This is a genomic window from Ruegeria sp. YTSC002 (genome assembly GCF_059609845.1).
Genome location: NZ_JBXWML010000004.1, coordinates 77,521 through 102,508, shown reverse-complemented (window position 1 = coordinate 102,508; position 24,988 = coordinate 77,521). Strand labels below are relative to the sequence as shown.

The window sequence follows — 24,988 nt, the reverse complement described above, 5'->3', positions numbered from 1 at the left end:
AATCCGCGCCCGGTTCAGCGCCATTGGGTCGTTCAGTTGACGGCAGGCGCTTTGGCAGTGCTCGGAACGTTTCGGAAAAATCGCAGGCGTTACAGGGGGCGCACTTTCAATCCGGTGATGCGGTTGCCTTCACGCGCCGTGACCTCGAACCGGAAACCGTGGAACGAAAACACCTGACCGACGTCAGGGATCATCTGTGCCTCGTGAATCACCAGGCCGGCAAGCGTGTTCGCCTCGTCATCCGGCAGAGACCAGTCCAGTGCCCTGTTGGCATCCCGGATCGTCATGGAACCTTCGACCAGATACTGGCCATCTTCGGTGCGTATTACAGGCACCTCTTCGTCTATGTCGAACTCATCGGCGATCTCGCCCACGATTTCTTCAAGAATATCTTCAAGCGTGATCAGGCCCCGCAGTGACCCGTATTCATCCACAACCAATGCAAAATGGCTGTGCATGCGCAGGAATTCCCGCATCTGGTCGTCCAAGGTCGTGGTCTCGGGCACAAAGTAAGGGGCGTTTGCCACCTTTCCGATGTCAAAGCTTGCCAAACGGTCGGTCCCGCCGTCGCTGCTGCCTGCCTGCGCATACATGGCGCGAAAGAGGTCCTTGGCGTGGACAACACCCACAATGTTTTCCGGCTCGTCCCGGAACACAGGCAGGCGGGTGTGCGGGCTTTGCAGACATTGTTTCAGGATCGCCTCGGGGGCAGCATTGGCGTCGATCATCTCGATATTCGAGCGGTGCAGCATGATCTCTTCCACCGTCCGGTCGCCCAGATCCAGCGCACCCAAGATGCGGTCGCGGTCTTCTTTTTCGACCACGCCTTCGGAATGACCAAGTTGCAGAGCGCCGGCAATCTCTTCGCGCACGGCCAGAATGTTGCTGTCGGGATCGATCTGCACGCCGAACAGACGCAACACACCGCGCACCAGCAGCCGCACCGCGGCCACAATGGGTGAAAACACCGTCACGACGACGCTGATAATCGGCGCGACAGCCGCCGCGGCCTTTTCGGAATTGGTGATGGCGTAGGTCTTTGGCAGCACTTCGGCAAAGATCAGCACCAGCAGAGTCATGACCAGTGTCGCCAATGCCACGCCGCTTTCGCCGAACAGCCGGGTGAACAAGGCCGTCGCCAGCGAGGCCGCCAGGATGTTGACAAGGTTGTTGCCCAGAAGAACCGATCCGATCAGGCGTTCATTGTCATCGGTGATTTCTAGCGCCTTTTTCGCCCCGCGTGATCCTTTGTCGGCCTGAGCCCTCAGTTTTCCGCGAGAAGAGGCTGTGAGCGCTGTTTCCGAACCCGAAAAAAAGCCGGACAAAACGAGCAACAAGAGGATCGCACCTGACGTAAACCAGAATGTGCTGTCGATCAGAGAAGGTGAGGGTTCCATTGGTCCTTGGTGGGTTAGGGTGATGCATCCGTTATGGGGATGCCGCCCCGCTGGATCAAGGGCTTAGCCCCGGTCTTCGTCAGGGTCTTTGCTCAGCGGGTGGTGTTGCAACACCAGTTCAGTCAGCCGTTCATCCAGAACATGAGTATAAATCTCGGTCGTTGCGACGTCGGCGTGGCCCAACAAAGTCTGGATCGAACGCAGGTCAGCGCCGTTGGCCAGCAGATGCGTGGCAAAGGCGTGACGCAGGGTATGCGGGGTGACTTTCTCGGGAGAAACACCACCCTGAACGGCCAGTTCCTTGACCAGCAGAAAGAACCTGTGCCGCGTCAGGTGGCCGGACTTGCCGCGCGACGGGAACAGAAAGCGGGATCTTTGACCGCCTTTCTCGACGGTCTGGTCTTCGGCTTCGTCCCGTACGGTCAACCAGGCGGCCAAAGCATCCCGCGCCGGTGGGGACAGGGGCACCATGCGTTCCTTGCCACCTTTACCCAGCACCAACAGCATGCGCGGATCGCCACGGGCCGAGGAAACGGGCAGGGACACAAGTTCGGTCACGCGCATCCCGGTGGCATAGAGAACTTCCATCAAACAGGTATTGCGAATGCGATCGGCCTTGCTGCGCCCGGTTTGTCGGGCGGCTTCAAGAAGACGGTCGACTTCGGGCACGTCCAGCGTTTTGGGCAATCGCTTCTGCCGTCCCGGACCTTTGATCTGGATGGCGGGGTTCGTCTCGTTCCAGCCTTCCTCGAACGCAAATCGGTAGAGCTGTTTGATGGCTGACAATCGCCGCGCGCGGGTAGAGCGCGACAAGCCCTCTGCCTCGCAGTCGATCAGGTAGGCTTCGATCTGATCACGATCTGCCTGATTGAATCCGGATCCCCTGTGCCCCAACCAGGACGCAAAGTCCTTAAGGTCGCGCCCATAGGCCAGCAACGTGTTTGTCGCCGCGCCAAGTTCCGCGGCCTGTGCCTGTAGAAAGGTCGAAATCCAAAGTTCGTTTGTCGCCGGGATAGCCATCTTCAACGCTCTTGCAGGATCAACAGGCTCAGCGCGGCGCGCCGCGCGGTGTCTTCCAGGCCCACGCGTCGGAAGGTTGCGATTGCTGCGGTCAGATCCACCAGATTGCCCCGTGCACCATGCGCAAACAGCTGCATGGCTTCCAGTATGGCTTCACCAAGCTGACCGTTGTCCAGCAAGGCGTCAATGTCGTTGGGTGCGGGCGCCGCCCATTCGAACCCCTGAGAAACCGCATCCGCCAACGGAGAAGGAGAAACCGCCCGCCCCGGATCGCCCTGTGCCAGCGCCGCAAGAAACAGGGTATCGATCGAGTTGTCCGGCGCGGATAGTGCTGCCTGTTCGTACAGGTCAGACAACATCAGAATGCGCCAGCGCAGGTTTTCAGTTGCCGGCACCGACAGCGAAACCTTCGACAGACGCTCGGCGAACAATTCGGCGAAGGGTACTTCAAGCCCAACGCTGCGCATCTGCTGCCAGACCGGAGGCAATGTTTTTCCAATGGCTTCAGCGTTTCGCGTATCCAATGCACTTTCAAATCGTTGGATGGCTGCGACCCGGTCCCAAACTGCGCCGGACGCAGCCGGGGACCGCTCGGTATAAAGTCCAAGCAATTGATTGGGCGTCAAAGCGCCAATGCGTGTAAGCCGTTCGGCGGCTTCGATCTGTGCTTTCCATCCGGCCACATCCCGAAGATCCGCGTTGGCGAAAGCTCGTGGCAACGAGGCGGACGGAAGCCGTTCTCCGATCGCTTCGAACAGTCGGAAACTCAATGGATCAGGGTTTTCAGGTTGGGGCAGATAAGCCGCGCCTTCATAGAGTTCAGGGCTTAGAAAACGATCCAGAACCGCCAGTTCTTCCGGTGGCAGGATGTCCAGGGCATGCGCGGCTTCAAGCGTCAGCGCGGCCGATGCCCAATCTCCGCGCCGGGCTTTGCAGAACACTTGCGCGGCGTAGTCCTTTGACAGGTGCGGTTCGGCGATAAGGGCGGTGCAGCTGCGATCCTCATCGCCGGTCAGCAGCGTTGCGTCAAACCAGCGCTGAAACCGATCCTGTGTATCGGTCGGCCCGGCCAGTTGAACCAGCGATTGCACGGGATCAGCCGCGCCCAGTTGCATCAGACGGTCCAGCCGCGCCAGCAGCATGACCTCTTGCGCATCAGGACCCGCCGGTGCGCGGGTTTCCGACAGAAGCAATGTAAACAACAGGCGTTGCATGGCCGGGTTGTCGCGAACGGGCGTCTTCGCGATCAGCTCCGCCAGCCGGTTCGCATCGCTGCCTTGCCACAAATCCACGGGCAACCCGGTGACGGATGATGCGACCAGGCCCAAAGGCTGCGACAACGCTTCAAGCGGCGTGACCTCAATTTCGGGCAATCCGCCGTTCTGTGCCACCGGCGGTTCCAGCAATACGGTTCCGGGCAGGTTTTGCGGCGGATCCGCAAGCCACTCGATCGCGGATAACGGGGTCTGCGCATGTGCCGATCCCGCCAGAAAGACCGCCAACAGCGCCTGTTTAGTCGACATCCAATACGACCGGTTCGCGGATTTCACTTTGAGGCGCAGAAAAATCCGCACCAAAGAATGGGCCAATATAGGCGTAGGCGACCAGCCCAATGAAGACCAGGCAAAGAACATATATCAGGAATTTGATCAGTCGGCCCATGGCGCCACGCTGCCTCAATTTTTGATTTTGGCCAAGTTATAACTGGCATTTTTCCCAAGATCACGTCATTCACGTTTAAATGAGCGAAATTAAGCATAACACACATTCGACAGACACACAGGGCGGCTTTGATCTGCACAAAACCGTGGTTCTGGTGGGTATGATGGGGGCTGGCAAGACCGCGGTGGGGCGCGCATTGGCTGCCCGGCTGGGTGTTCCGTTTCTGGACAGCGATGCCGAGATAGAATCAGCCGCCAACATGACGATTCCTGAAATCTTTGAACGTGACGGCGAACCTTTCTTTCGCGCCAAGGAATCGCAGGTCATCAGGCGCTTGCTGGATGAACAAAAAGGCATCCTCTCGACGGGGGGTGGGGCGTTTCTCCAGCCGGAAAACCGTCGCATCATCGCCGAAAAGGGCGCTGCCGTCTGGCTGCGCGCGGACCTGAATGTTCTGTGGAACCGTGTGCGCCACAAAGACACCCGTCCTCTGCTGCGCACGGCCGATCCGTATGCGACATTGAAAGCCCTCTATGAGGCCCGCGTGCCGGTTTATGCTCAGGCCGATCTGGCTGTGGATTCGGATGGTGAGACCTCGATCGAAAATATGGCAGGCCGCGTTGTCGACGCCCTGATGACACGCCCTGATGTTTTGGAACTCAAATAAATGCACCAAACAGTACATGTAGACCTGGATGACCGTTCGTATGATGTTGAAATCGGTCCGGATCTTCTGACGCGGGCGGGGGGCTGGATATCTCCACTTCTGGCCCGGCCAAAAGTCGCGGTTCTGACCGATGAAAACGTGGCCGGTCTGCATCTCGAGGCGCTGCGCGCCGGGCTGAATGCCGCGGGGATCGAGATGACCGCGCTGGCGCTGCCCGCCGGAGAGGCAACCAAAAGCTGGCCGCATTTCGAGCGCGCCGTCGAGTGGTTGCTCGCTGAAAAAGTCGAACGCCGGGATGTTGTCGTGGCCTTGGGCGGCGGCGTCATCGGAGACCTGGCAGGCTTTGCCGCGGCGGTTTTGCGGCGTGGTGTTCGTTTTGTGCAGATTCCAACGTCCTTGCTGGCGCAAGTGGACAGCTCGGTTGGTGGAAAGACCGGCATCAACGCGCCGCAGGGCAAAAACCTGATCGGCGCGTTTCATCAACCGTCTCTGGTTCTGGCCGACACCTCTGTCCTTGGGACCATGACCCAGCGAGATTTTTTGTCCGGGTATGGCGAAGTCGTGAAATACGGTTTGCTTGGCGACGCGAAATTCTTTGATTGGCTAGAGGCGAACGGGCCAAGCATTTCCTCGGGTGACATGGCGGCCCGCGTGCGCGCGGTAACGCGTTCAGTGCAAATGAAAGCCGATATCGTCGCGCGGGATGAAACCGAACAAGGCGACCGGGCTCTTCTCAATCTGGGACACACGTTCTGCCACGCTCTGGAGGCCGCAACAGGCTATTCCGACCGTCTTCTGCATGGTGAAGGTGTGGCAATAGGCTGTGCGCTGGCGTTTGAACTGTCGTCTCGGCTGGGTCTGTGTTCACAAGAGGATCCAAGCCGGGTGCGCGCGCATTTGCGTGCGATGGGGATGAAAACGGATCTGGCCGATATTCCGGGCGAATTGCCAAGTGCCGACACGCTGGTGGATCTGATGGGACAAGACAAGAAAGTCGTGGACGGTCAGCTTCGGTTTATTCTGGCGCGTGGGATCGGACAGGCGTTCGTGACGTCAGATGTGCCGAAAGATGCGGTTCTTTCGGTTCTGTCAGATGCGCTTGCCACGGCTTGACCTGAAAGCCTAGCGCCCCTGAATGACCATCAGTTCACCGATGTTCTCGCGCGTGATGTAACCGATCATGCGACCACCCCGAGTGACCACAGCGATGGCCGGAGCGCCGTTGTGCAGATGTTCCAACACGGTCTCGAGGCCGGTGGTAAGCGAAACTGCGGGGACATCGGCATTCATGATCGAGGTGGCAGGTGCCGATCTGGGCTGATCGCCTGCGAGCGCGGCAAACAGTCGATCTCGGGTCACAAAACCAAGCAGAGACTGATCCGTATCCAACACAGGGAACTCGTGCTGCGTGGTGTGAATTACGGCTTGTGCTGCCGTGCTCAACGTATCGTTGGGGGAGAGCGCGTGAAACTCGGTGATCATCGCATCCCGGGCCAGAACCCGGCGTGCCGCAGATCGCAGGGCGACGTCCTGGCTTTCGGCGTTGGCGGCGATGAACACGAACACGGCGATGAGCACCAGAAACGGGTTGCCTGAGCTCAGCCCCAAAAACCCCAGACCCACCGCAACGATCTGACCTCCGACCGCAGCCACACGTGTTGCTTTGACGCGATCCATGCGCAGGCACAGAAGGGCGCGGAACACGCGCCCTCCGTCCATGGGGAAGGCCGGGATCATGTTGAATACGGCCAGCAGAAGGTTGATGTAGGCCAACCTGTTCAGAAACCCGATGCCCGGTGAATCGATCTGGGAAAGCGTCTCGATCGGCAGTCCAGCACCAAAGGCGACCAGAATGACCCAGATCACGATGTTCACCGCCGGACCTGCAAGTGCCACCAAGACTTCTTGCAAAGGCTTTTCCGGCATCCTTTCAAGCCGGGCCAACCCACCGATCGGCAACAATGTTATGTCTGGGGTCTTGATTCCATACCGCCGCGCCATGAGGGCATGACCGAACTCATGGGCGACCACACAGGCAAACAAGGCCAGAACAAACAACAGGTTGTCTATGGCGGCCGGCAGGCCACCGGCGGAATAGGCCGCAAAGCCCACCCAGGCCAGAAGCAGAAAAAACGTGACATGGACTCTCAGTTCGGACCCGAGCAATCGGCCGAGAGAAAAGGACCATGTCATGTCGTGTCTCCGAATTGCCTAGAACGGAATCTCGTCGTCGTCGATTCCGCCCGATGCCGGTGCCGGTGCCGGGGAACTGGACGGACCACCGTAAGGGTCTCCGTACCCGCTGCCACCGGCCTGGCCGCCGCCGTAACCACCGCCGCTGCCGCCGCCTTCACCGCGGCTGTCGAGCAAGGTCAATTCACCGCGGTAGGGGCGCAGAACAACCTCGGTTGTATAGCGGTCTTGCCCGGACTGATCCTGCCATTTGCGGGTTTCCAGCTGACCTTCGATATAAACCTTGCTGCCTTTGCGCAGATATTGCTCTGCAATACGGGCCAGCGGTTCCGAGAAGATGGCGACCGAATGCCATTCCGTTCGTTCTCGGCGTTCGCCCGTGTTGCGGTCTTTCCAGGTCTCTGACGTGGCAATGCGCAGATTGCATACCTTTCCGCCGTTCTGGAACGACCGGACCTCGGGGTCGCGGCCAAGATTACCTACCAGAATGACCTTGTTGACTGAACCCGCCATGAAAATCCTCGTTCTGTTTTCGCGTATGTGCGCCGAATCTGGCGCGACTTGTTCCGTGAGACCCTATACGGCCTGCATCATGGTTGAAAACAGTAGATACAACAGTGTTGGACAAGAGTCTTACTTTGGTCTTTACCAAGCTTTCATTTTTTGTGGGAATACCTATAATCCGACTGGTTTCTTATCGAGCAGGATAGGCATTGATGCGTTCTTGGGTTGCTGGGTTTTCTGTAGTCTGCCTTGTGCTGGCCGTTTTGCCTGTGCAGGCGCAAACGCTGTCTACCAAAAGCCGCAAGGATATCTTCCTCAAGCAGTCCAAGATTCTGGATACCCGTGCGGCGACGCAGTATCGCGATTCCGCGCGGTTGAAACCCAAGACATCCCGTGCGCAGACCAGCAAGCGATATACAGGAAAGTATCGCGGCCAGTATCTGGACCTGGCGAAACAGGCTGCCCGCCTTCACAACATTCCCGAAGACTTGTTCCTGCGCCTTGTGCAGCAGGAAAGCGGATGGAACCCGCAGGCGAAGTCTCACAAAGGTGCTCTGGGATTGGCGCAATTGATGCCTCAGACCGCTGAGCTTTTGGGGGTCAACCCGCATGACCCCAAGCAGAACCTCGAGGGTGGGGCCAGATACCTGTCCTGGCAGTATCGCAAGTTCAAATCCTGGCCATTGGCCTTGGCCGCCTACAATGCCGGCCCAAAAGCGGTGGAAAAGCATGGCGGCATACCGCCGTACAAGGAAACCCAGAACTACGTGAAGGTCATCTGGGGCGGTTAAGCCCGATGCCGCGGCGCAGAACGTCCGGTTCTTGATCCGACGCAACCAGTCCAACTAACCTGCAAGGGTATCCTCCAGTAACTGGTGAGGCCGCCTCATGCCTGCTGACCACCCTGAGATCCCGCAAGAAACGCTGGCCAACTGGCAGCAACTGGTTGATCTGGTCGCAGAGCTGGCGGATGTGCCTGCAAGCCTGATCATGAAAACCGACGCGCCGGATCATGCGGTGCTGATCACCTCGGATCATCCCGAAAACCCATATCCGGTCGGCTTGAGTTTCCAGTTGAACCCCAAGCTGTATTGTCAGGGCGTCTTGCAGCGGGACGGAGAATTGGTGGTCAAAGATGCTGCATGCGATCCGGTTTGGGCCGACAATGACGATCTGGAACACGGGATGACATTTTACATCGGCCTGCCGCTGAAATGGCCCGATGGATCGGTATTCGGAACGATTTGTGTTCTGGATCGCAAGCAGAACCGCCGTGCCTTGTTGTTCCGCGAAGGGCTGGCGCAGTTCGCACGCATGGTCGAGTCGGATTTGGCTTTGTTGCAAGAGGTTTACCTGCGCCGCGCGCTGGAAGAAAAGCTCAACGAAACACTGGCGCAGCTTGAAACCCGTGTCGCGGATCGTACCCGCGAGTTGCAGGAAACCAACACGGCGCTGCGCGTCCTGCTGTCCAGTCTGGATGATGATCGCAAAAGCCGCGATCACGAAATAGTCGAACAGGTGCGCGGCCGGGTTTTGCCATATCTCGAAAAGGTCCGGGCGCAGCTTGCCGGGGACGAAGCGCAGTATGTCTATCTTGAACTGGCCGAGAAAAACCTGAACGAGCTCACGTCTGCACTGTCGGACAAACTGACAGATGCATTTGCAGTGATGACCCCGACCGAGATCGAGATTGCACAGATGGTCATGTTTGGAAAAACGACCAAGGACATTGCCAAGGCCCTGTCGCGGGAAACATCGACAATTGATTTTCACCGCAACAACATCCGCCGCAAGCTGGGGCTCGAAGGGCGCAGCCAGAACCTGCGCAGTCATTTGCTCTCGATTTCGTGAATGCGGAATATGGGGTTTTCCCCCACATTCCGCCCCCATTTTTTCGGTCTGAGCCAATATGATTTGGCTTGTTACCTTTGGCTGGGACGCGCGGAAAAACTGCGCGGGTCCAACAGAGAGGTACACGAAAATGGATCGCAAAGATCTGAAACCAACCATCCTGAACGGGGACAAGGATCATCTGGCGCCGGGTCTGTCGCGCCGGTCTTTCTTCATGGCGGCAGGCGCTGCCGGGGTCGGCGCGACCGCTTCTGTGCTGGGCGCAAGATCGGCCCAGGCGCAATCTCAGGCGTGGCTACAGCCGGGCAACAACAACCATGTGATCGATCTGCAAGGCGCAACGGGTCAGGCCAGCACCGGGACGGTTGGCATCGACTATTATGGTCATTGTGCGATCAAGATCACCTCGCCCAACGGGGCAACAGTGCTGTTTGATCCCTGGCGCGATGATCCGTCGGGCGCGTGGGGTCTTTGGTTCCGCAACGAATTCCCGCAAATCCCGGTGGACATCACCCTGTCGACCCATGCCCATTTCGATCACGATGCGATTGAACGCCCAAGCTCGACCATGGTGCTGGATCGGATGGTCGGCAATTTCGAGTTTGCTGACATCAAGATCACCGGCTTTGCCGACAAGCACGCCTGTGTCGCGCCGGGTTGGTATGACTGGACCAATGCGCTGGCCGAGTTCGGCGTGGAAGCCTGCCCGCCGAACAACGTGGGCCACATGGATATGGTCGTCTATCTGGTCGAGACCGGCGGCATTCGAACGCTGATCTGGGGCGACAACCGCCACAACCCGCCGCAGGAGTTCTGGGACGCAATCGGTCAGGTGGATGTTCTGACCCTGCCGGTGGATGGCTCGGAACATATTCTCAGCTTCGATCAGGGCAACGACATCGTGTCCAAGCTCCAGCCCAAGGTGATCATCCCCACACATTACCTGAATGAGATCACGTCCTACACGCTGACCACTCTGCAATCTGCCGATGACTGGGTGAAGGGGCAGCAGAGCTACAGGATGCTCGACAGCGCCAGCCTTCAGCTTGAAGCCGGTGACATTGCCGGCATGAACCAGGAGTTCATGCATTTCGGCAACAACGTTTTGACCGGCTGACGAATTACCGGGTCACCACTCACGCCACTCCCAAGCGCCGTCTGTCTCCCCACAAATCACGGCGCCAAAAAAGGGCCGGTTACTGACCGGCCCTTTCCAAGGTTCAGAAACGGGTTTACTCCGCCGCGACTTTTATCACCGGCTCCATCCGGGCCAGAATATCCTCGGCCAGGTGACATTTCACCTGATGCCCATCTGCCAGCGTCTGCACCGGCGGCACATGCGATTCACACCGTCCGTCAGGCACTTCGGACTTCCAGCGGCACCGCGTCTGGAACGGGCAACCCGGTGGCGGGTTCATCGCCGAAGGAATATCACCATCCAGAACGATGTGCTGTTTCTCGACCGAGGTATCCGCAATCGGAACCGCGCTCAGCAACGCTTCGGTGTAAGGGTGATAGGGCGGGGCAAAAACCTGATCCGTAGTGCCCAATTCCACAACATGGCCCAGATACATCACCATGACCCGGTCGCTCAGGTAACGCACGATAGACAGGTCGTGGCTGATGAACAGCAGCGTGGTTTTGTGCTCTCGCTGAATCTCCATCAACAGATCCGTCACGGCGGCCTGAACCGACACATCCAGCGCCGAGACGGGTTCGTCCGCCACAACGATACGTGCATCGCCGGCAAAGGCGCGTGCGATACCTACGCGCTGTTTCTGACCACCCGACAGCTGTCGCGGCATTCTGTCCGCAAAGGCGCGCGGCAGCTTCACCAGATCAAGCAGTTCCAGCATCCGCTTCTTGCGCTCGGCCTCAGAGTTTCCGACACCGAAGATTTCCAGCGCCCGTATGATCTGACGGCCAACGGTCATCGACGGGTTCAGCGTGTCGAACGGGTTCTGGAAAACCATCTGAACTTCGCCGATCGTCTTGGCATCGCGTTCTTCGATGGGCACCTGTTCGATGTTGCGGTTGTCCAGAAGGATCTGCCCGTCCGTGGCCGTCTCCAACCCCATGAGAACCTTGGCGAAGGTGGACTTGCCGCAGCCGGATTCCCCAACGATGGCCAGTGTCTCGGATTCGTGCGCCTCGAAGCTGAGCGTTTCGTTGGCCTTCACAACCTTCTTCTCACCACCGCCAAACAAGGCATTTGCCGCAACCTCGTAATACTTCTTGAGATTGTCTATTTTCAGAACCGTTCGGCCGATGTCGCCTTTTTCTTTCTGATCGGCCAGCGCAAGTGGGGCGTTCCAGTCGATTTCCTGGAATTTAAGGCACCGGGTGTGGTGCCGGTCATTGCCGGGCACCGCCTCCATCAGGATGTCTTTCGCGTCACACCGACCCTCTTCGAAATAGTCGCAGCGCGGTCCGAAGTTGCAGCCCGGAGGCCGCTCGTGGGGCAATGGGAAGTTCCCCGGAATGGCCACCAATGGACGCGAATTCTTGTCAGCGCCCGGCAGCGGGATCGAACGGAACAGCGCCTGTGTGTAAGGGTGCTGCATCTCGTCGAACACATCCTTGATCGAGCCGCGCTCGACCGCTTCACCCGAATACATCACGCACAGACGGTCGCAGGTTTCCAGAACCAGCCCGAGGTTGTGCGAGATAAACAACATCGAAGTGCCGTATTTCTTGCCCAGATCCTTGACCAGTTCGACCACAGCGGCCTCGACCGTCACGTCCAAAGCGGTTGTCGGCTCATCCAGGATCAACAGCGCCGGTTTCGACATCAGCGCCATCGCAATCACGATGCGCTGCTGCTGACCGCCCGACAACTGGTGCGGAAACGAATTCAACATGCGCTCGGGGTCCGGCAGGCGAACGTCCGTCACCACTTCCAGCGCGCGCGAATAAGCCTCTTCCTGACTTACACCCTCGTGGATCATCGGCACTTCCATCAACTGTTTGCCGATCTTCATCGCCGGGTTCAGCGAGGCCATGGGCTCCTGATAGATCATCGCGATTTCATTGCCGCGAATGTCGCGCAACTCCTCGCTCGACATCTTTGCCAGATCGCGGCCCTTGAACTTGATCGTGCCTCCGACGACGCGGCCGTTCTTGCCAAGATCCTGCATGACGCCCAGCGCCACGGTCGATTTACCGCAACCGGATTCACCAACCAGCCCCACTGCTTCGCCGGGCTCTACGCTGACCGAGAAATCCATCACGGCGGGGATTTCCCGCAGGCGGGTAAAGAACGAGATGGACAGCTTGTCGATCTCCAGGATCGGGCCGTCATAATCCGCCATTTTGCTCATTTTGCTTACTCCTCACCAAATGCGGGGGTCCCCTTCATCTGGCCAAAAATATCCCGGGGGGTCCGGGGGGCTGGCCCCCCGGCCTCGATCACATCAGTCCTTCAGGCTTTCCTCGCGAAGTCCGTCAGCCAGCAGGTTCAGACCAAGAACCAGCGACAGCAGGGCAAAGGCAGGAGGAAGGGCAGGGTGCAGGTAGATCGACAGCAGCTTGCGCCCCTCGTTGATCGTGGATCCCCAGTCCGGGCTTTCCGGCGGAAGGCCCAGTCCGAAGAAGCCCAAAGTCCCCAGAAGAATGGTGGTGTAACCGATGCGCAGACAGAAATCGACGATCAGAGGGCCACGGGCGTTTGGCAGGATTTCCCAAAGCATGATGTACCACGGCCCTTCGCCGCGTGTCTGGGCTGCAGCCACGTAATCGCGGGTTTTGATGTCCAGCGCCAGGCCGCGCACGATACGGAAGACCGTGGGCGAGTTGACGAAGACCACCGAGACGAACACCACCAGAATACCGCCGGGGATATCGAACAGGTCCAGATAGGTCGGCAGACCCCAGATCCGGTAGGCGTCGGTATTGATGATGTAGCCACCGGTCGAAATCAGCGACAGATACAGCCAGATCGCAACACCCAGAACACCGATAAGCAATGGCGTGCGGAAATTCGGGCGCGTGTAATAGCGCGAATTCAGCAATACGCCGATGAACAGGATCGGGAACACGAACAGCACGGCCGCCATGTAGTTCGGCACCCCGGTCGCCACGATTTCCGGCGTCACCAGCAGGTAGAACAGCAGGATCACCGGGAAGGCGAGGATCAGGTTGGCGAGGAAGGACAGGAACGTATCAAAACGGCCCCCATAGTAACCGGCGGGCAGCCCTAACGTAATGCCGACCATGAAGGCGAACATCGTTGCCAGCGGTGCAATCTGCACCACAACCCAGGCCCCCTTGACCATCCGGCTGAATACGTCGCGCGCCAGATTGTCGCCGCCCAGAAGATACCAGGCATACTCGCCGTCCTCCAGATTCGGCAGAGGCGTTCCCGGCACTTTGTTCTTCATGCCAGAGATCTGTGTCAGCGGGTCATGGGTCACGATCAGATCAAGGGCGCCGAAGATGCCGGTAAAGACCCAGAACATCACAAGGCCAAAGCCGATCATTCCGATGGGACTGTCATACAGTTTGCCGTACAACCCCAACCGTCTCTTGAAGGCGATCGACATGGCGAACATGATGATCAGCGCGACCCATACAGGCAGGAATTGCTGGGAAATGGCGCCGATGATCCCTGCACCTGTGCCCATCAGGATGCCCAGCACCAGATAAGCCACGGCCAGTCCCACGCTGGCAAGAAAACTGTAATACAGCGCAAGCTGGATCAATCCACGGACGCCGCCGCCGGAACTGACGGATCCATCCGGGTTCACGACAATCTGCTGTTCAGGCAAAAAGATACTGGCGATGATCCAGACCAGGATCGACAGGAAAAGTGCTGCCAGTGCGATCATCAGCAGCGGGTTCAGGAAGGCGATAGAGCCGGTCCAGGTTAGTGGTTCCATAATCTCACCCTCCTTATGAAATGCGAATGCGCGGGTTGAGGTAGACGTAGCCGATATCCGAGATCAGCTGCGTTATCAGAACCACAAAGACCGACACGACCGAAATCGCCAGCAGAAGCTGGATGTCGTTGTTGCCAGCGGCCTGAACCAGCGCCCAGCCGAAACCCTTGTAGTTGAACAGGGTTTCAACAATCACCACGCCGTTCAGCAGCCACGGGAACTGCAACATGATAACCGTGAACGGCGCGATCAACGCGTTGCGCAAGGCGTGTTTCATGACGATGTTCGGGAACGAGACACCCTTCAGCCGTGCGGTTCGGATGTATTGCGCCGTCATCACTTCGGTCATCGAAGCGCGGGTCATCCGGGCGATGTAACCCATACCGTACAGCGCAATGGTCAGAACCGGCAGGAAGAAGTTCTCGAATGTCGGGTTCTCCATCGCTTGCGTCGCGGTTCCTTTGAACCATTTCAGCCCCACGGTGGACGAGGTGAAGATCGCGATGAAGATAACGCCCGATACGTATTCCGGCGTTGCTGTCGTGATGATTGAGAAGGTCGACAACGATCGATCCAGGGCTGATCCCTCTCGCATACCGGCCAGAACACCAACGATCAGTGCAGAAGGAACCATCAGGACCAAAACCCAGAACATCAGGTAACCTGTGTTGCCCAGACGCTTGCCAACAATGGTTCCGACTTCGTCCTTGAATACGGTCGAATATCCCCAATCGCCCTGAAGAACACCGCAATATCTTGCCGTGTCCTCTGCCGTCGAACCGGGTCTCGTGCAGGTTCCCACAAACTGGCCGTCTTCAAGCGTTTTCTGAAAACCTGGCATCACGCCCAGCCATTGGCCGTATTTTACGAGTGTTGGCTGTAGGTAACCGCGGTTTTCCAACCAGGCTTCGACCTGCTCATCCGACATACGCTGGTTGCCCTGCGTTTTCGCCAGCTTTTCAAGGTTCGGGTATAGGTTGGTCAGGAAAAAGACGACGAATGTCAGACATAATGCCGTAAGCAGCATCACTCCGAACCGTCGTAGGATGAATAGTCCCATGGTGGCCCCTGTTGTTCAGGTATTCCGCAGATCATTGGACCATTTTCTGGCCTCGGACGTCCGACCCTGCGTCGGCAAGTCTGCGGCTGGAAAGGGGCGCCCGTGTCAGGCGCCCCTTGTGTGTCATTGGCAGTGCTTAGGCAGCCCAGCCCCACTTGTAGTGATGGTGTTCGAAGGTCACATGCATGTCGGTTCCAACAAGACCCTCTTTCATGTGACGATAGAGCGAGCGCCAATAGGGCTGAATGGTAACCCCGTCTTCCTGCAACAGGGCTTCGCCACGTGCCATGACCTCACGACGCTTGTCCGCATCGGCAATGGCCAGAGCCTCTTCCAGAAGAGCGTCGAACTCGGGGCTGGCATAGCCAAACTCGTTCCAGGCTTCGCCCGAACGATAGGCAAGCGCCCAGACCTGCACACCCAGCGGACGCGGGTTCCAGTTGGTCGAGCTGAACGGGTACTTGGCCCAGTCGTTCCAGAAGGTATTGCCCGGCAGAACGGTCCGCTTGACCTTGATTCCGGCATCGCGCAGCTGCGCGGCAACGGCATCTGTGGTGTTGCGACGCCAGTCATCGTCGATCGAGATGATCTCGTGCTCGAAATCTCCAAAACCGGCTTCGTCCATAAGCGCCTTGGCTGCCGCGGGATCAACTTTTTGCGGCGGAAGCTCGGCATATTCCGGATGCAGCGGCGCCACGTGGTGGTTTTCCGCCGGGGCTCCGCGACCGCCATAGCCCAGTTCCAGACAAACGGAATTGTCTACGGCCATCTGAAGGGCCTGCCGGACACGTTTGTCCGCATAAGGTTTCTGCCCGTCGATCTCGGCCAGCTGGTTGGGGCGAATAACGATGGTCGCGGCGGTTACCACTTCTGACTTCACATAGCCCAGCCCGTCCATCACGTCGATGAATTCACCCACCGATTCATACAGCATGTCGACTTCGTCGGATTCCAACGCTGCCAACCAGGCAGAAGGGTCGGTTCCGTAGTCGATGTACTCGATACGGTCCAAGGCAGGGCGGCCGTACACTTCTTCGCCCCACCAGGTGTGATCCGGGTTGCGAACCAGAACGGCTTTAACGCCAACCTCAAGTTCGTCCATCAGATATGGGCCGGTTCCCACATTGTTCAGCAGGTCAGTCTCGCTGAACGAGCTGTGAACAATCGCGCCGGGATAATCGGCCATGCCGGGAATAAGCGTGATATCCGGCTTTGGCAGGTTCAGTTTGACCGTGGTTGCGTCGACGACTTCGATGACACCCTCACCGGCCTGACCGGTATCCGCGTCAATCAGAGTTGCAAAGCGGCCCGCCATCGAGTTGGTTTCCGAGCTCTTGTCGCACCAGCGCGCAATGTTGCGGGCAACGTCGTCAGCCGTGAAATCGTCGCCGTTGTTCCACTTGACGCCCGGACGGACATTCAGAGTGTATTCGGTTGCGTCATCGTTGACTTCCCAGCTTTCCAGCAGCATGCCACGGAACGATCCGTCCGAGTTGTACTCGACCAGATATTCCAGCGTGCCGCGCGTCACGTTTGCGATCTGCGACCAGTCATAGGTTCTGGGATCTTTGAGGGCGCGGACTTCCTGCTGCACACGCAGCGTGCCGCCTTCCTGCTTTGCTGTTTCGGCCAAAGCAGGTGTCGGCAATCCGATCATGCCATAGGCCGCTGCGGCAGTAACCCCAAGACTGGTTGCGCGCGTCATGAATTCCCTTCGGCTTAGCTTGCCGTCGCGGTATTCCTGAGCGTGCATCGCTGCCGCCCAGTGCACCTTGTCTTCGGTGGATACGGTATTCGTCATGGATGTCTCCCTGTGACACTGATTTTGTTGATTGATTATGGCTCTACGCGACCCGGTTTCTTACGGTCGCCAGAGTGAAGGATTTTGTTTTTTGGACTCTGTTCATCCCCATGTCGTTATTCGGCACCAGATTTCTGATAAGGTCAATGTTCGAAATCGTCATAAGTAGTACAAAAACGACATTCGCGATCTGTTGAAGTCGTTGAGACGCATTTCTTCAGGCCGTCCAAAACGATGCCGACTTCTCCATTCTTTTCCCGGTTTGTTAAGGGAAACCGCAGCAAATCATTAAGTTCTCTTAAGCTTTGAGACTTGGCGGGCGCCTTGTTCGTGCAACGTCAGGCGTGCCGGGTATCACACAGAGGGATCGACGTGATTCCAGGCCTTCATACGGGCGCGGAACCAGGTGCGCTGACGCTTGGCGAATTGCCGTGTCGCAATGGTTGCGCGCTCTCGCGCCTGATCCAAAGTCATCGTGCCGTCCAGATATGCCCTGAGTTCCGGCACGCCTATGGCCTTGCAGGCCGGAAGGGTGGGATCGAACCGGTCCTGCATGGCGCGCACTTCCTCGATCGCGCCCTGTTCCAGCATCTGGTCAAAGCGGCGTTCTATCCTGTTCAGCAGCCACGTTTTATCAACGTCAAAAACGATCGGTAGGGTCTCGTTCAGCCGAAGTTCCGGTGGCGGCGTTTCGGCCTGCCAGGACAACAGGCTGCGACCTGTGGCGCGCTGCACTTCCCAGGCGCGTTGCACGCGGGCACGGTTCTGCGTGTCCAGCTTTGCAAGCGTCTCGCCATCGACCCCCTCCAGAAGGTCTGCCATGGGCATCTGATCCGCCTCGGCCCGAACCGCCTGTGGAGTCGCTGGAATTTGCGCCATGCCTTCGGTCAGGGCCGAAAAATACAGGCCCGTCCCACCGACAATGATCGGGCGCTGGTGCCCTTTCAGCAGAGGCAGGACCTCGCGCAGCCAATGGCCAGTGGAATAATCCTGATCATAGGCGACATGTCCGTACAGCAGATGTGGCGCGCGGGCTTCTTCCTGGGCGGATGGCCTGGCCGAGATGACGCGCCAGCAGTCATAAACCTGACTTGCATCCGCGTTGACGATAACCCCGCCGTGCCGTTCGGCGATCTCCAGCGCCAACGCTGATTTTCCCGATGCCGTCGGCCCCGCAATCAGAACCGGCCTGTCGTCCGGAACAGGAGGCAGTTGCCGAAAAAACAGGTCTGTTGATCGCCGGGTCATGCGCGGTTGCCTCTATCCTCACCAACCGCATTGAACCTGCGGAGCTTTTGCTTCATTTTGCGCCGGAAATTAACCCCGTGCCAGCCCGGAGCGCAACATGAGCCTTTCCCCTTCTTCTGAAACAGCCGAGACCCCGAAAACAACGTACAAACGGGTCATGTTGAAAATCTCAGGTGAGGCGTTGATGGGGGATCAGGGATTCGGTCTGCACCCGCCAACCGTTCAACGCATCGCGCAAGAAGTGAAATCGGTTCACGATCTGGGCGTCGAGATATGCATGGTCATCGGCGGCGGCAACATTTTTCGGGGCCTGAGCGGTTCAGCCCAGGGCATGGAGCGGACCACGGCCGATTACATGGGCATGTTGGCCACGGTGATGAACGCGCTGGGGATGCAATCTGCACTGGAAGAGATCGGAGTGTTCACCCGCGTGATCTCGGCCATTCGCATGGACGAGGTGTGCGAACCCTATATCCGCCGCCGGGCTGTTCGGCACCTCGAAAAAAAGCGGGTCTGTATTTTCGCCGCCGGTACTGGCAACCCGTATTTCACGACAGACACCGCAGCCACCCTGCGCGCCAACGAAATGGCGTGCGAGGCGATCTTCATGGGCAAGAACGGAGTGGATGGGGTGTATGACAAAGACCCTGCGGAACATGCTGACGCCGTGCGGTATGATACCGTGACCTATGATGACGTGTTGGCCAAACGGTTGCGTGTCATGGATGCTTCGGCCATCGCACTGGCGCGCGACAACAATCTGCCCCTGATCGTCTTCGGACTTGATGAGCCCGGCGGCTTCCGCGGAATTCTCGCGGGCGAGGGGATCTATACCAAGGTTCAGGGGTGAGGTCTGCGTAAGCGCCCGACAGCTCTGCAAGCTTTCAAAGCCCCGGCATCGCGCCGGGGCTTTTGCGTTTTGCTTTCGCTTGACGGTTGTGGGCGGCCCTGTCTAAGTATCGGTGTCCTTCCAAGGCGAAGGGCTGCCCCGTGTTTCGTCGGCCAAAGGCCCAAGCACAGGCTGGGCTGGAAGACCTGCCATGATTTCTGAGGTGTCCGGAAACATGCGCGGGCATCTCATTGATCTGACTGCACAACTAAGGAGCAATGAGGCATGAGCTCTCTGGATATCGATTTCGTTCGGGCGCAATTCCCGGCCTTTTCCGAACCCAGCCTTCAGGGCCAGGCGTTTTTCGAGAACGCGGGTGGGTCTTACACCTGCAAACCGGTGATCGACCGGCTGACGCGGTTCTACACGCAGCGCAAGGTGCAGCCTTACGCCCCATATGAGGCCAGCCGCCTTGCGGGCGCCGAAATGGACGAAGCGCGTGCGCGCATGGCCGCCATTCTGGGCGTAGACACGGATGAGCTGAGTTTTGGCCCCTCAACCACCCAGAACACCTATGTCCTGGCGCAGGCGTTCCGGCAATGGATGAAGCCCGGCGAGGCGATCGTCGTGACCAATCAGGATCACGAAGCCAACTCTGGTCCGTGGCGTCGTCTGGCTGAGGCCGGGATAGAGGTGAGGGAATGGCAGATTGATCCGGAAACCGGGTCGCTGAACCCTCAGGATCTTGAAAACATGCTGGACGAAAAAGTGCGTCTGGTCTGTTTCCCGCATTGCTCTAATGTGGTTGGTGAGATCAATCCGGTCACCGAGATCACTGCCATTGCGCATGCGGCGGGTGCGTTTGTCTGCGTTGATGGCGTATCCTACGCCCCGCACGGATTTCCGAATGTTGGCGATTTGGGGCCGGATATCTATTTGTTTTCTGCGTACAAGACCTATGGCCCGCATCAGGGGTGCATGGTCATCCGCCGCACATTGGGAGAGCTGTTGCCCAACCAGGCGCATTATTTCAACGGCGATGTCCTGTATAAACGATTTACCCCCGCTGGCCCCGATCACGCGCAGATTGCGGCCAGTGCAGGTATGGCGGACTATGTTGAGATGCTTTGCGCCCACCACGGCGGGCCCGACACGGGTGCGGCAGAACAGGGCGTATTTGCCCACGATCTGATGCGTTCGCACGAAGTGTCGTTGCTGCAACCGGTTCTGGATGCGGTAAAGGATCGAAACGCGGTGCGTCTGATCGGTCCTTCCGACGCCAGCCGGCGCGCACCCACCGTTGCGCTTTCGTTGAACCGTCCGGCTGAACCGGTTGCGGCGGAACTGGCGCAATATGGTGTCATGGCAGGTGGCGGAGATTTCTATGCGGTGCGCCCCTTGCGGGCGATGGGCGTTGATCCGGCGCAAGGTGTTTTGCGTGTCAGCTTCACCCATTACACCACACAGCAGGAAATTGATCAGCTTCTAGAGGCTCTTGAGCGCGTTTTGTGATCCACTACCCTTGAGGGTGCGTAGAACCTAAAAAACTCAAGGGCGGATTGTGGTGCAAGAGCAGGCTCCGATCGTTATGTGGTTTCGACGGGATTTACGACTGTCGGATCACCCCGCGTTGACCGCGGCGGTCGAAAGTGGCCGTCCGGTTATACCGCTTTTTATCCATGACGATATTGTCGACCAGATGAGGGCCGCGCCAAAGTGGCGTTTGGGCTTGGGGTTGGAGGCATTCAAAGCGTCACTGGCCAATATGGGCAGTCGATTGATCCTCCGACGCGGTGATGCGCTTGAACAATTGCAGCAGGTCATGGCCGAGACCGGCGCAACCTCAGTCTTCTGGTCTCGCGCTTACGATCCTGCCTCGATTGAACGCGACAAGAAGATCAAGTCTGTACTTGCAAAAAAAGGCGTGACTGCAAAGTCATTTTCCGGGCATCTGCTTTTTGAACCCTGGACTGTTGCTACCAAATCGGGTCATCCGTTTCGGGTTTTCACACCCATGTGGCGTGCGGTTCAGGGTCGGGAAGTACAACTTCCTGACGCGCCAGTTACTGCGCTTAAGGTACCTGTGTCGTGGCCTGCTTCTGACGGCTTGAGCGATTGTCGGTTGGGGGGTGCAATGAACAGGGGGGCGAGGGTCGTGCGCCCTCATGTGCAACCTGGCGAGCGGGCCGCTCTGGATCATCTGGAAGAGTTTCTCGACCGGATCGTTCAATACTCCGATCTTCGGGACAGGCTTGATCAGGATGGGACCTCCAACCTGTCAGAGTACCTCTCTTTGGGTGAGATCGGGCCACGCACCGTCTGGCACGTGATCCAGCGGGCCGCGTTGACCGGAACACGGGGAACCGACGCCTTTTTGCGCCAACTTGTCTGGCGTGAATTCGCTTATCATCTCATGTTCCACACGCCCCAACTGGTGACATCCAACTGGAAGCCAGAATGGGACAGTTTTCCGTGGAATACAGATCCTGACCATCCCGAGGTCATCGCCTGGCGGCAGGCCAGAACCGGAATCCCCGTTGTCGATGCCGGGCTGCGGCAAATGTATGTGACGGGTCGGATGCACAACCGGGCGCGGATGATCGTCGCAAGCTATCTGACCAAGCATCTGATGACTCATTGGAAAATAGGGATGGAGTGGTTCGAGGATTGCCTGATCGACTGGGATCCGGCCTGCAACGCGATGGGCTGGCAGTGGGTCGCTGGCTCGGGGCCCGATGCATCCCCGTTTTTCCGGATTTTCAATCCACAGACACAAGCAGAGAAATTCGATCCAGACGGGGTGTTTGTGCGCCACTGGATCACTGAAGGCCAAGCCGAACCCGGCAAAACCGCCCTGTCTTATTTTGATGCCGTCCCGCGATCATGGGGTCTGCGCCCGGATGCGGATTACCCCAAGCCGATCGTCGGATTGTCCGAAGGTCGGACCCGCGCCTTACGCGCATATGAAAGCCGAAAACCCCACTAAGGAACTGAAAACTTGCCAGAAACAATTTCGCCGCCTAGCTTTGTACACGTACCGCAGAGGGGAGAGCGGATGATCCTGACGACGACCGAAGGGCAGAAAAACCTGCCCAGATATTTCGCCCAAGTCTTCAAAATGTTGAACCGGATGGATTCCGGACGACTGGATATCAAACTGCCCGATGGTCGCACGTTTCGCGCAGAAGCCGCAAAAGCCGGACCGGTTGCGCAGGTCGATATTCACGACGAAGATGTCTTTGCGCGCCTGATCCGCGAAGGCGAACTGGGTTTTTCCGATGCGTATCTGGACGGGCATTGGAGTACGCCTGATCTGCGGTCTTTCATGGATCTTGTGCATCTTGGAACCGAGACTGTTTATGACGGGTTTACGGGCCAATTTCTTGTTCAGGCCTATGAAAGGCTGCGGTTCTGGCTGCACCGAAACAACAGGGCGCAAGCCAAGAAGAACATCTCGTATCACTATGATCTGGGTAATGATTTTTACAGCTCGTGGCTGGACGAGACGATGACCTATTCCAGTGCGATATTTGAAACCGGGCAGGAAAGCCTCGAGAATGCGCAGACAGCCAAATACGCCAGTCTTGTGGATGAGATGGGTGCAAAACCGGGGGATCATGTTCTGGAGATCGGATGTGGCTGGGGCGGTTTCGCGGAATATGCCGCAAAGGAACGGGGTTTGCGTGTCACCGGCCTGACCATCAGTCAGGAGCAATTCAAGTACGCCAAGGAACGTATTGAAAAGGCAGGATTATCAGATCGAGTCGAGTTCAAGCTGCAAGACTATCGGGATGAACGCGGGGTCTATGACGGCATAGCGTCCATCGAGATGTTTGAGGCGGTGGGTCAAAAATACTGGCCGGTCTATTTCGAAACCGTTCGTGAACGGTTGAAGCCTGGCGCTCAGGCGACCTTGCAAATCATAACGGTGGGTGATCACCGCTGGGATTTTTACAAGAACGGCGTTGATTTCATTCAGAAATACATCTTTCCGGGCGGGATGCTGCCGTCACCGACTATCTTGCGTCAGCAGATAGATCAGGCCGGATTGCAGGTTGTACGCTCGAAAGAATTCGGGAAAAGCTATGACCTGACCCTGCGACGCTGGTATGAAACGTTCAACGACAAATGGGATCAGATCTCGGACATGGGGTTTGATGAGCGTTTCCGCCGCATGTGGAATTATTATTTGACTGCATGCGGTGCGGCCTTTGACACGGGCAATTGCGATGTGACACAGATCACAATAGCAAAACCAAGTTAACCCACGGACCGTCATATGCCCACTGCCTCGCGTCTCGTCGCCGCTGTTTGTCTCATCGTGCTGGCCTTTCTTGTTTCAAGCATGGTTATCGAAAACGGCGAAGAGGGTAAGGACTATGGTTACTTCACCTATGTGAACATGGCTCTTGGTGCGATCTGTGGTTGGAAAATCATGGGCAAGCGCGCCGGGCGCGGCTGGACCGCGGGCATAAACAATGGCCTGACCGGCGTTGCCTCGCTGATATTCTGGGCACTGTTCGTGCAGGGGTGCTACCGCATGTTCGATCTTGCGATGCGCAATCGATATGGCGGACCGTTCGAAGCTGTGATGGCCATCTTTTCGATTGGTATCGATTATGGCAAGCAACTGATCTATCCCGAAATTCTGGTTACGCTTGCTATTGGCGCCGTTGTCGCCGGGCTGGCCACGGAACAGGCCAGCCGCAAATGGCGCTGAACCGTTTCGTCACAAGAGAGATTGAATTTGTCTGATTTGTTCTTCTATGGAACGCTGCGGTACCTGCCGCTGTTGCAGCGTGTCTTGGGCCGTCCGCTGAGCGAAATCACGTTTCATACTGCCAAGCTGCGCGACCACGCGGTTCACGCGGTTCAGGGGCAGGATTTCCCTATGATCCTGTCTGCTGAAGGTGCCGTAGCCGAAGGGTTGCTGGTGCAGGGCTTGTCATCCGATGATCTGGCCAGGCTGGCCTATTACGAAGGATCCTTCGACTATGACCTGAAATCGTTGAAGGTCATTCTGGAGGATGGGGGCGAAGTACAGGCGCAGGTCTTTTTCCCGACACCGGGCGCATGGCAACCCGGTGAGTTGTGGTCGTTGCAGGGCTGGGCGGACAAATTGGGCGAGGTTACGGCGCTCGCCGCCGAAGAAGAAATGGCCTATTTCGGTAAAGTCGATCCCAAAACCATGGCGCGCAGCGTGCGTGCCATTCAAACCCGTGCCTGGGCTAAGATCATGGCCGGGCAACGGCGAACCGGCGACCCGCGGAACATAGCAGAAGACGTGATCGTGCACCGTCACGAACGCGTTTACGTCGACTATTTCGGGATGGAGGAAATCGATCTTCAGTTCCGACAGCATGACGGCAGCATGGGCCCCGTGCTGCACCGGGGCGGTTTGATGCAGGGCAGCGCCGTGTCGGTTCTGCCCTATGACCCGATCCGTGACACCGTGCTTTTGGTCGAGCAGTTCAGACCGCCGGTGTTTTTGATCAACGATCCAGAGCCCTGGCTTTGGGAGGCAGTTGCCGGGATGATCGACCCCGGCGAAACGCCTGAACAGACGGCGCATCGCGAGGCCATGGAGGAAGCAGGAGTTAGATTTGACAGGCTGGAATATGCGGGCGGCGCGTATTCCTCCAGCGGGTCGTCTACGGGTTTCATGTATCTTTATGTCGGACTTGGCAACTTGACCCAGACAACCATCACCGGTGGCTTGGACACAGAGGGTGAAGATATCCGCAGCCGGATTCTGCCGTTCGACGAGTTTATCGATATGACGGACCGCCATCTTTTCAAGGATTTGCAACTGGTGTCCCTTGCGTACTGGCTGGCCCGCCATCGGGATCGTTTGCGCGCGTGACTATCTCGCTTGTGGT

General features: G+C 57.8%; 22 protein-coding genes. 11 read left to right on the top strand and 11 right to left on the bottom strand.

Translation table 11 applies throughout. The annotated features are described in order from the left end of the window. Nucleotides 1-89 precede the first annotated feature (89 nt). From AC2FFD_RS10100 to AC2FFD_RS10085, 4 genes are all read right to left on the bottom strand, one after another. Entirely contained in the window at nucleotides 90-1,397 is a 1,308-nt protein-coding gene (locus AC2FFD_RS10100) for an HlyC/CorC family transporter (RefSeq protein WP_170344609.1), read from the bottom strand. A gap of 63 nt (nucleotides 1,398-1,460) precedes the next feature. Beyond that, entirely contained in the window at nucleotides 1,461-2,417 is a 957-nt protein-coding gene (locus tag AC2FFD_RS10095; protein ID WP_496872981.1) for a site-specific tyrosine recombinase XerD, read from the bottom strand. A gap of 2 nt (nucleotides 2,418-2,419) precedes the next feature. Beyond that, complete coding sequence (locus AC2FFD_RS10090; protein WP_496872980.1) at nucleotides 2,420-3,940, bottom strand: hypothetical protein; 1,521 nt, start codon at nucleotides 3,938-3,940, stop codon at nucleotides 2,420-2,422. Beyond that, nucleotides 3,930-4,079, bottom strand: a complete 150-nt coding sequence (locus AC2FFD_RS10085; protein ID WP_257600588.1) for a hypothetical protein — start codon at nucleotides 4,077-4,079, stop codon at nucleotides 3,930-3,932. The genes AC2FFD_RS10090 and AC2FFD_RS10085 overlap by 11 nt, the downstream gene beginning before the upstream one ends. Before the next feature lie 79 nt (nucleotides 4,080-4,158). Here AC2FFD_RS10085 and AC2FFD_RS10080 point away from each other — a divergent pair, with 79 nt between their 5' ends. Further along, entirely contained in the window at nucleotides 4,159-4,746 is a 588-nt protein-coding gene (locus AC2FFD_RS10080; RefSeq protein ID WP_170344605.1) for a shikimate kinase, read from the top strand. Further along, on the top strand, nucleotides 4,747-5,859 hold the full coding sequence (gene aroB, locus AC2FFD_RS10075) for a 3-dehydroquinate synthase (RefSeq protein WP_480684466.1): 1,113 nt from the start codon (nucleotides 4,747-4,749) through the stop codon (nucleotides 5,857-5,859). It begins immediately after the preceding gene. A gap of 9 nt (nucleotides 5,860-5,868) precedes the next feature. Here the strand turns inward: aroB and AC2FFD_RS10070 are convergent, their stop codons facing one another. Both AC2FFD_RS10070 and ssb read right to left on the bottom strand, forming a co-directional pair. Continuing rightward, complete coding sequence (locus tag AC2FFD_RS10070) at nucleotides 5,869-6,939, bottom strand: site-2 protease family protein (protein ID WP_480684465.1); 1,071 nt, start codon at nucleotides 6,937-6,939, stop codon at nucleotides 5,869-5,871. Between the two features lie 18 nt (nucleotides 6,940-6,957). Then, nucleotides 6,958-7,452: a single-stranded DNA-binding protein gene (ssb, locus tag AC2FFD_RS10065; RefSeq protein ID WP_496872979.1), complete on the bottom strand. Its 495-nt coding sequence runs from the start codon at nucleotides 7,450-7,452 to the stop codon at nucleotides 6,958-6,960. Nucleotides 7,453-7,655: 203 nt separating this feature from the next. Between ssb and AC2FFD_RS10060 the strand changes: the two genes are divergently transcribed. The 3 genes from AC2FFD_RS10060 (at nucleotide 7,656) to AC2FFD_RS10050 (ending at nucleotide 10,411) form a co-directional block, all read left to right on the top strand. Further along, entirely contained in the window at nucleotides 7,656-8,234 is a 579-nt protein-coding gene (locus AC2FFD_RS10060) for a lytic transglycosylase domain-containing protein (protein ID WP_257600591.1), read from the top strand. Nucleotides 8,235-8,331: 97 nt separating this feature from the next. Continuing rightward, the gene (locus tag AC2FFD_RS10055; protein ID WP_496872978.1) at nucleotides 8,332-9,294 is read left to right on the top strand and encodes a LuxR C-terminal-related transcriptional regulator; all 963 of its coding nucleotides are present in this window, start codon (nucleotides 8,332-8,334) and stop codon (nucleotides 9,292-9,294) included. 130 nt (nucleotides 9,295-9,424) lie between these two features. Next, nucleotides 9,425-10,411: an MBL fold metallo-hydrolase gene (locus AC2FFD_RS10050; RefSeq protein WP_496872977.1), complete on the top strand. Its 987-nt coding sequence runs from the start codon at nucleotides 9,425-9,427 to the stop codon at nucleotides 10,409-10,411. A 115-nt stretch (nucleotides 10,412-10,526) separates the two neighbouring features. On the opposite strand, the gene AC2FFD_RS10045 is transcribed toward AC2FFD_RS10050, so the two are convergent. The 5 genes from AC2FFD_RS10045 to miaA all read right to left on the bottom strand — a co-directional run bounded on the left by AC2FFD_RS10045 (nucleotide 10,527) and on the right by miaA (nucleotide 18,280). After that, entirely contained in the window at nucleotides 10,527-12,614 is a 2,088-nt protein-coding gene (locus tag AC2FFD_RS10045) for a dipeptide ABC transporter ATP-binding protein (protein WP_425078147.1), read from the bottom strand. Between the two features lie 93 nt (nucleotides 12,615-12,707). Then, a complete protein-coding gene (locus AC2FFD_RS10040; RefSeq protein ID WP_496872976.1) occupies nucleotides 12,708-14,171 on the bottom strand; it encodes an ABC transporter permease in 1,464 nt (487 codons plus the stop codon). 13 nt (nucleotides 14,172-14,184) lie between these two features. After that, complete coding sequence (locus tag AC2FFD_RS10035; protein WP_480684460.1) at nucleotides 14,185-15,231, bottom strand: ABC transporter permease; 1,047 nt, start codon at nucleotides 15,229-15,231, stop codon at nucleotides 14,185-14,187. A gap of 136 nt (nucleotides 15,232-15,367) precedes the next feature. Then, nucleotides 15,368-17,032, bottom strand: a complete 1,665-nt coding sequence (locus AC2FFD_RS10030; RefSeq protein ID WP_496872975.1) for an ABC transporter substrate-binding protein — start codon at nucleotides 17,030-17,032, stop codon at nucleotides 15,368-15,370. A gap of 354 nt (nucleotides 17,033-17,386) precedes the next feature. Continuing rightward, the gene (miaA, locus tag AC2FFD_RS10025) at nucleotides 17,387-18,280 is read right to left on the bottom strand and encodes a tRNA (adenosine(37)-N6)-dimethylallyltransferase MiaA (RefSeq protein WP_496872974.1); all 894 of its coding nucleotides are present in this window, start codon (nucleotides 18,278-18,280) and stop codon (nucleotides 17,387-17,389) included. Between the two features lie 97 nt (nucleotides 18,281-18,377). Here miaA and pyrH point away from each other — a divergent pair, with 97 nt between their 5' ends. The 6 genes from pyrH to AC2FFD_RS09995 all read left to right on the top strand — a co-directional run bounded on the left by pyrH (nucleotide 18,378) and on the right by AC2FFD_RS09995 (nucleotide 24,972). After that, nucleotides 18,378-19,130, top strand: a complete 753-nt coding sequence (gene pyrH, locus AC2FFD_RS10020; protein ID WP_496872973.1) for a UMP kinase — start codon at nucleotides 18,378-18,380, stop codon at nucleotides 19,128-19,130. A gap of 264 nt (nucleotides 19,131-19,394) precedes the next feature. Beyond that, nucleotides 19,395-20,621 (top strand): aminotransferase class V-fold PLP-dependent enzyme, encoded by a 1,227-nt coding sequence (locus AC2FFD_RS10015; RefSeq protein WP_496872972.1) that lies wholly within the window; start codon nucleotides 19,395-19,397, stop codon nucleotides 20,619-20,621. 52 nt (nucleotides 20,622-20,673) lie between these two features. Beyond that, entirely contained in the window at nucleotides 20,674-22,095 is a 1,422-nt protein-coding gene (locus AC2FFD_RS10010; RefSeq protein ID WP_496872971.1) for a cryptochrome/photolyase family protein, read from the top strand. 69 nt (nucleotides 22,096-22,164) lie between these two features. Beyond that, nucleotides 22,165-23,373, top strand: coding sequence for a class I SAM-dependent methyltransferase (locus AC2FFD_RS10005; RefSeq protein WP_496872970.1), 1,209 nt, complete (start codon nucleotides 22,165-22,167; stop codon nucleotides 23,371-23,373). Between the two features lie 15 nt (nucleotides 23,374-23,388). Further along, nucleotides 23,389-23,829, top strand: coding sequence for a TrgA family protein (locus tag AC2FFD_RS10000; protein ID WP_257600602.1), 441 nt, complete (start codon nucleotides 23,389-23,391; stop codon nucleotides 23,827-23,829). A gap of 27 nt (nucleotides 23,830-23,856) precedes the next feature. Further along, nucleotides 23,857-24,972: an NUDIX domain-containing protein gene (locus AC2FFD_RS09995; RefSeq protein WP_496872969.1), complete on the top strand. Its 1,116-nt coding sequence runs from the start codon at nucleotides 23,857-23,859 to the stop codon at nucleotides 24,970-24,972. Nucleotides 24,973-24,988: the final 16 nt, after the last annotated feature.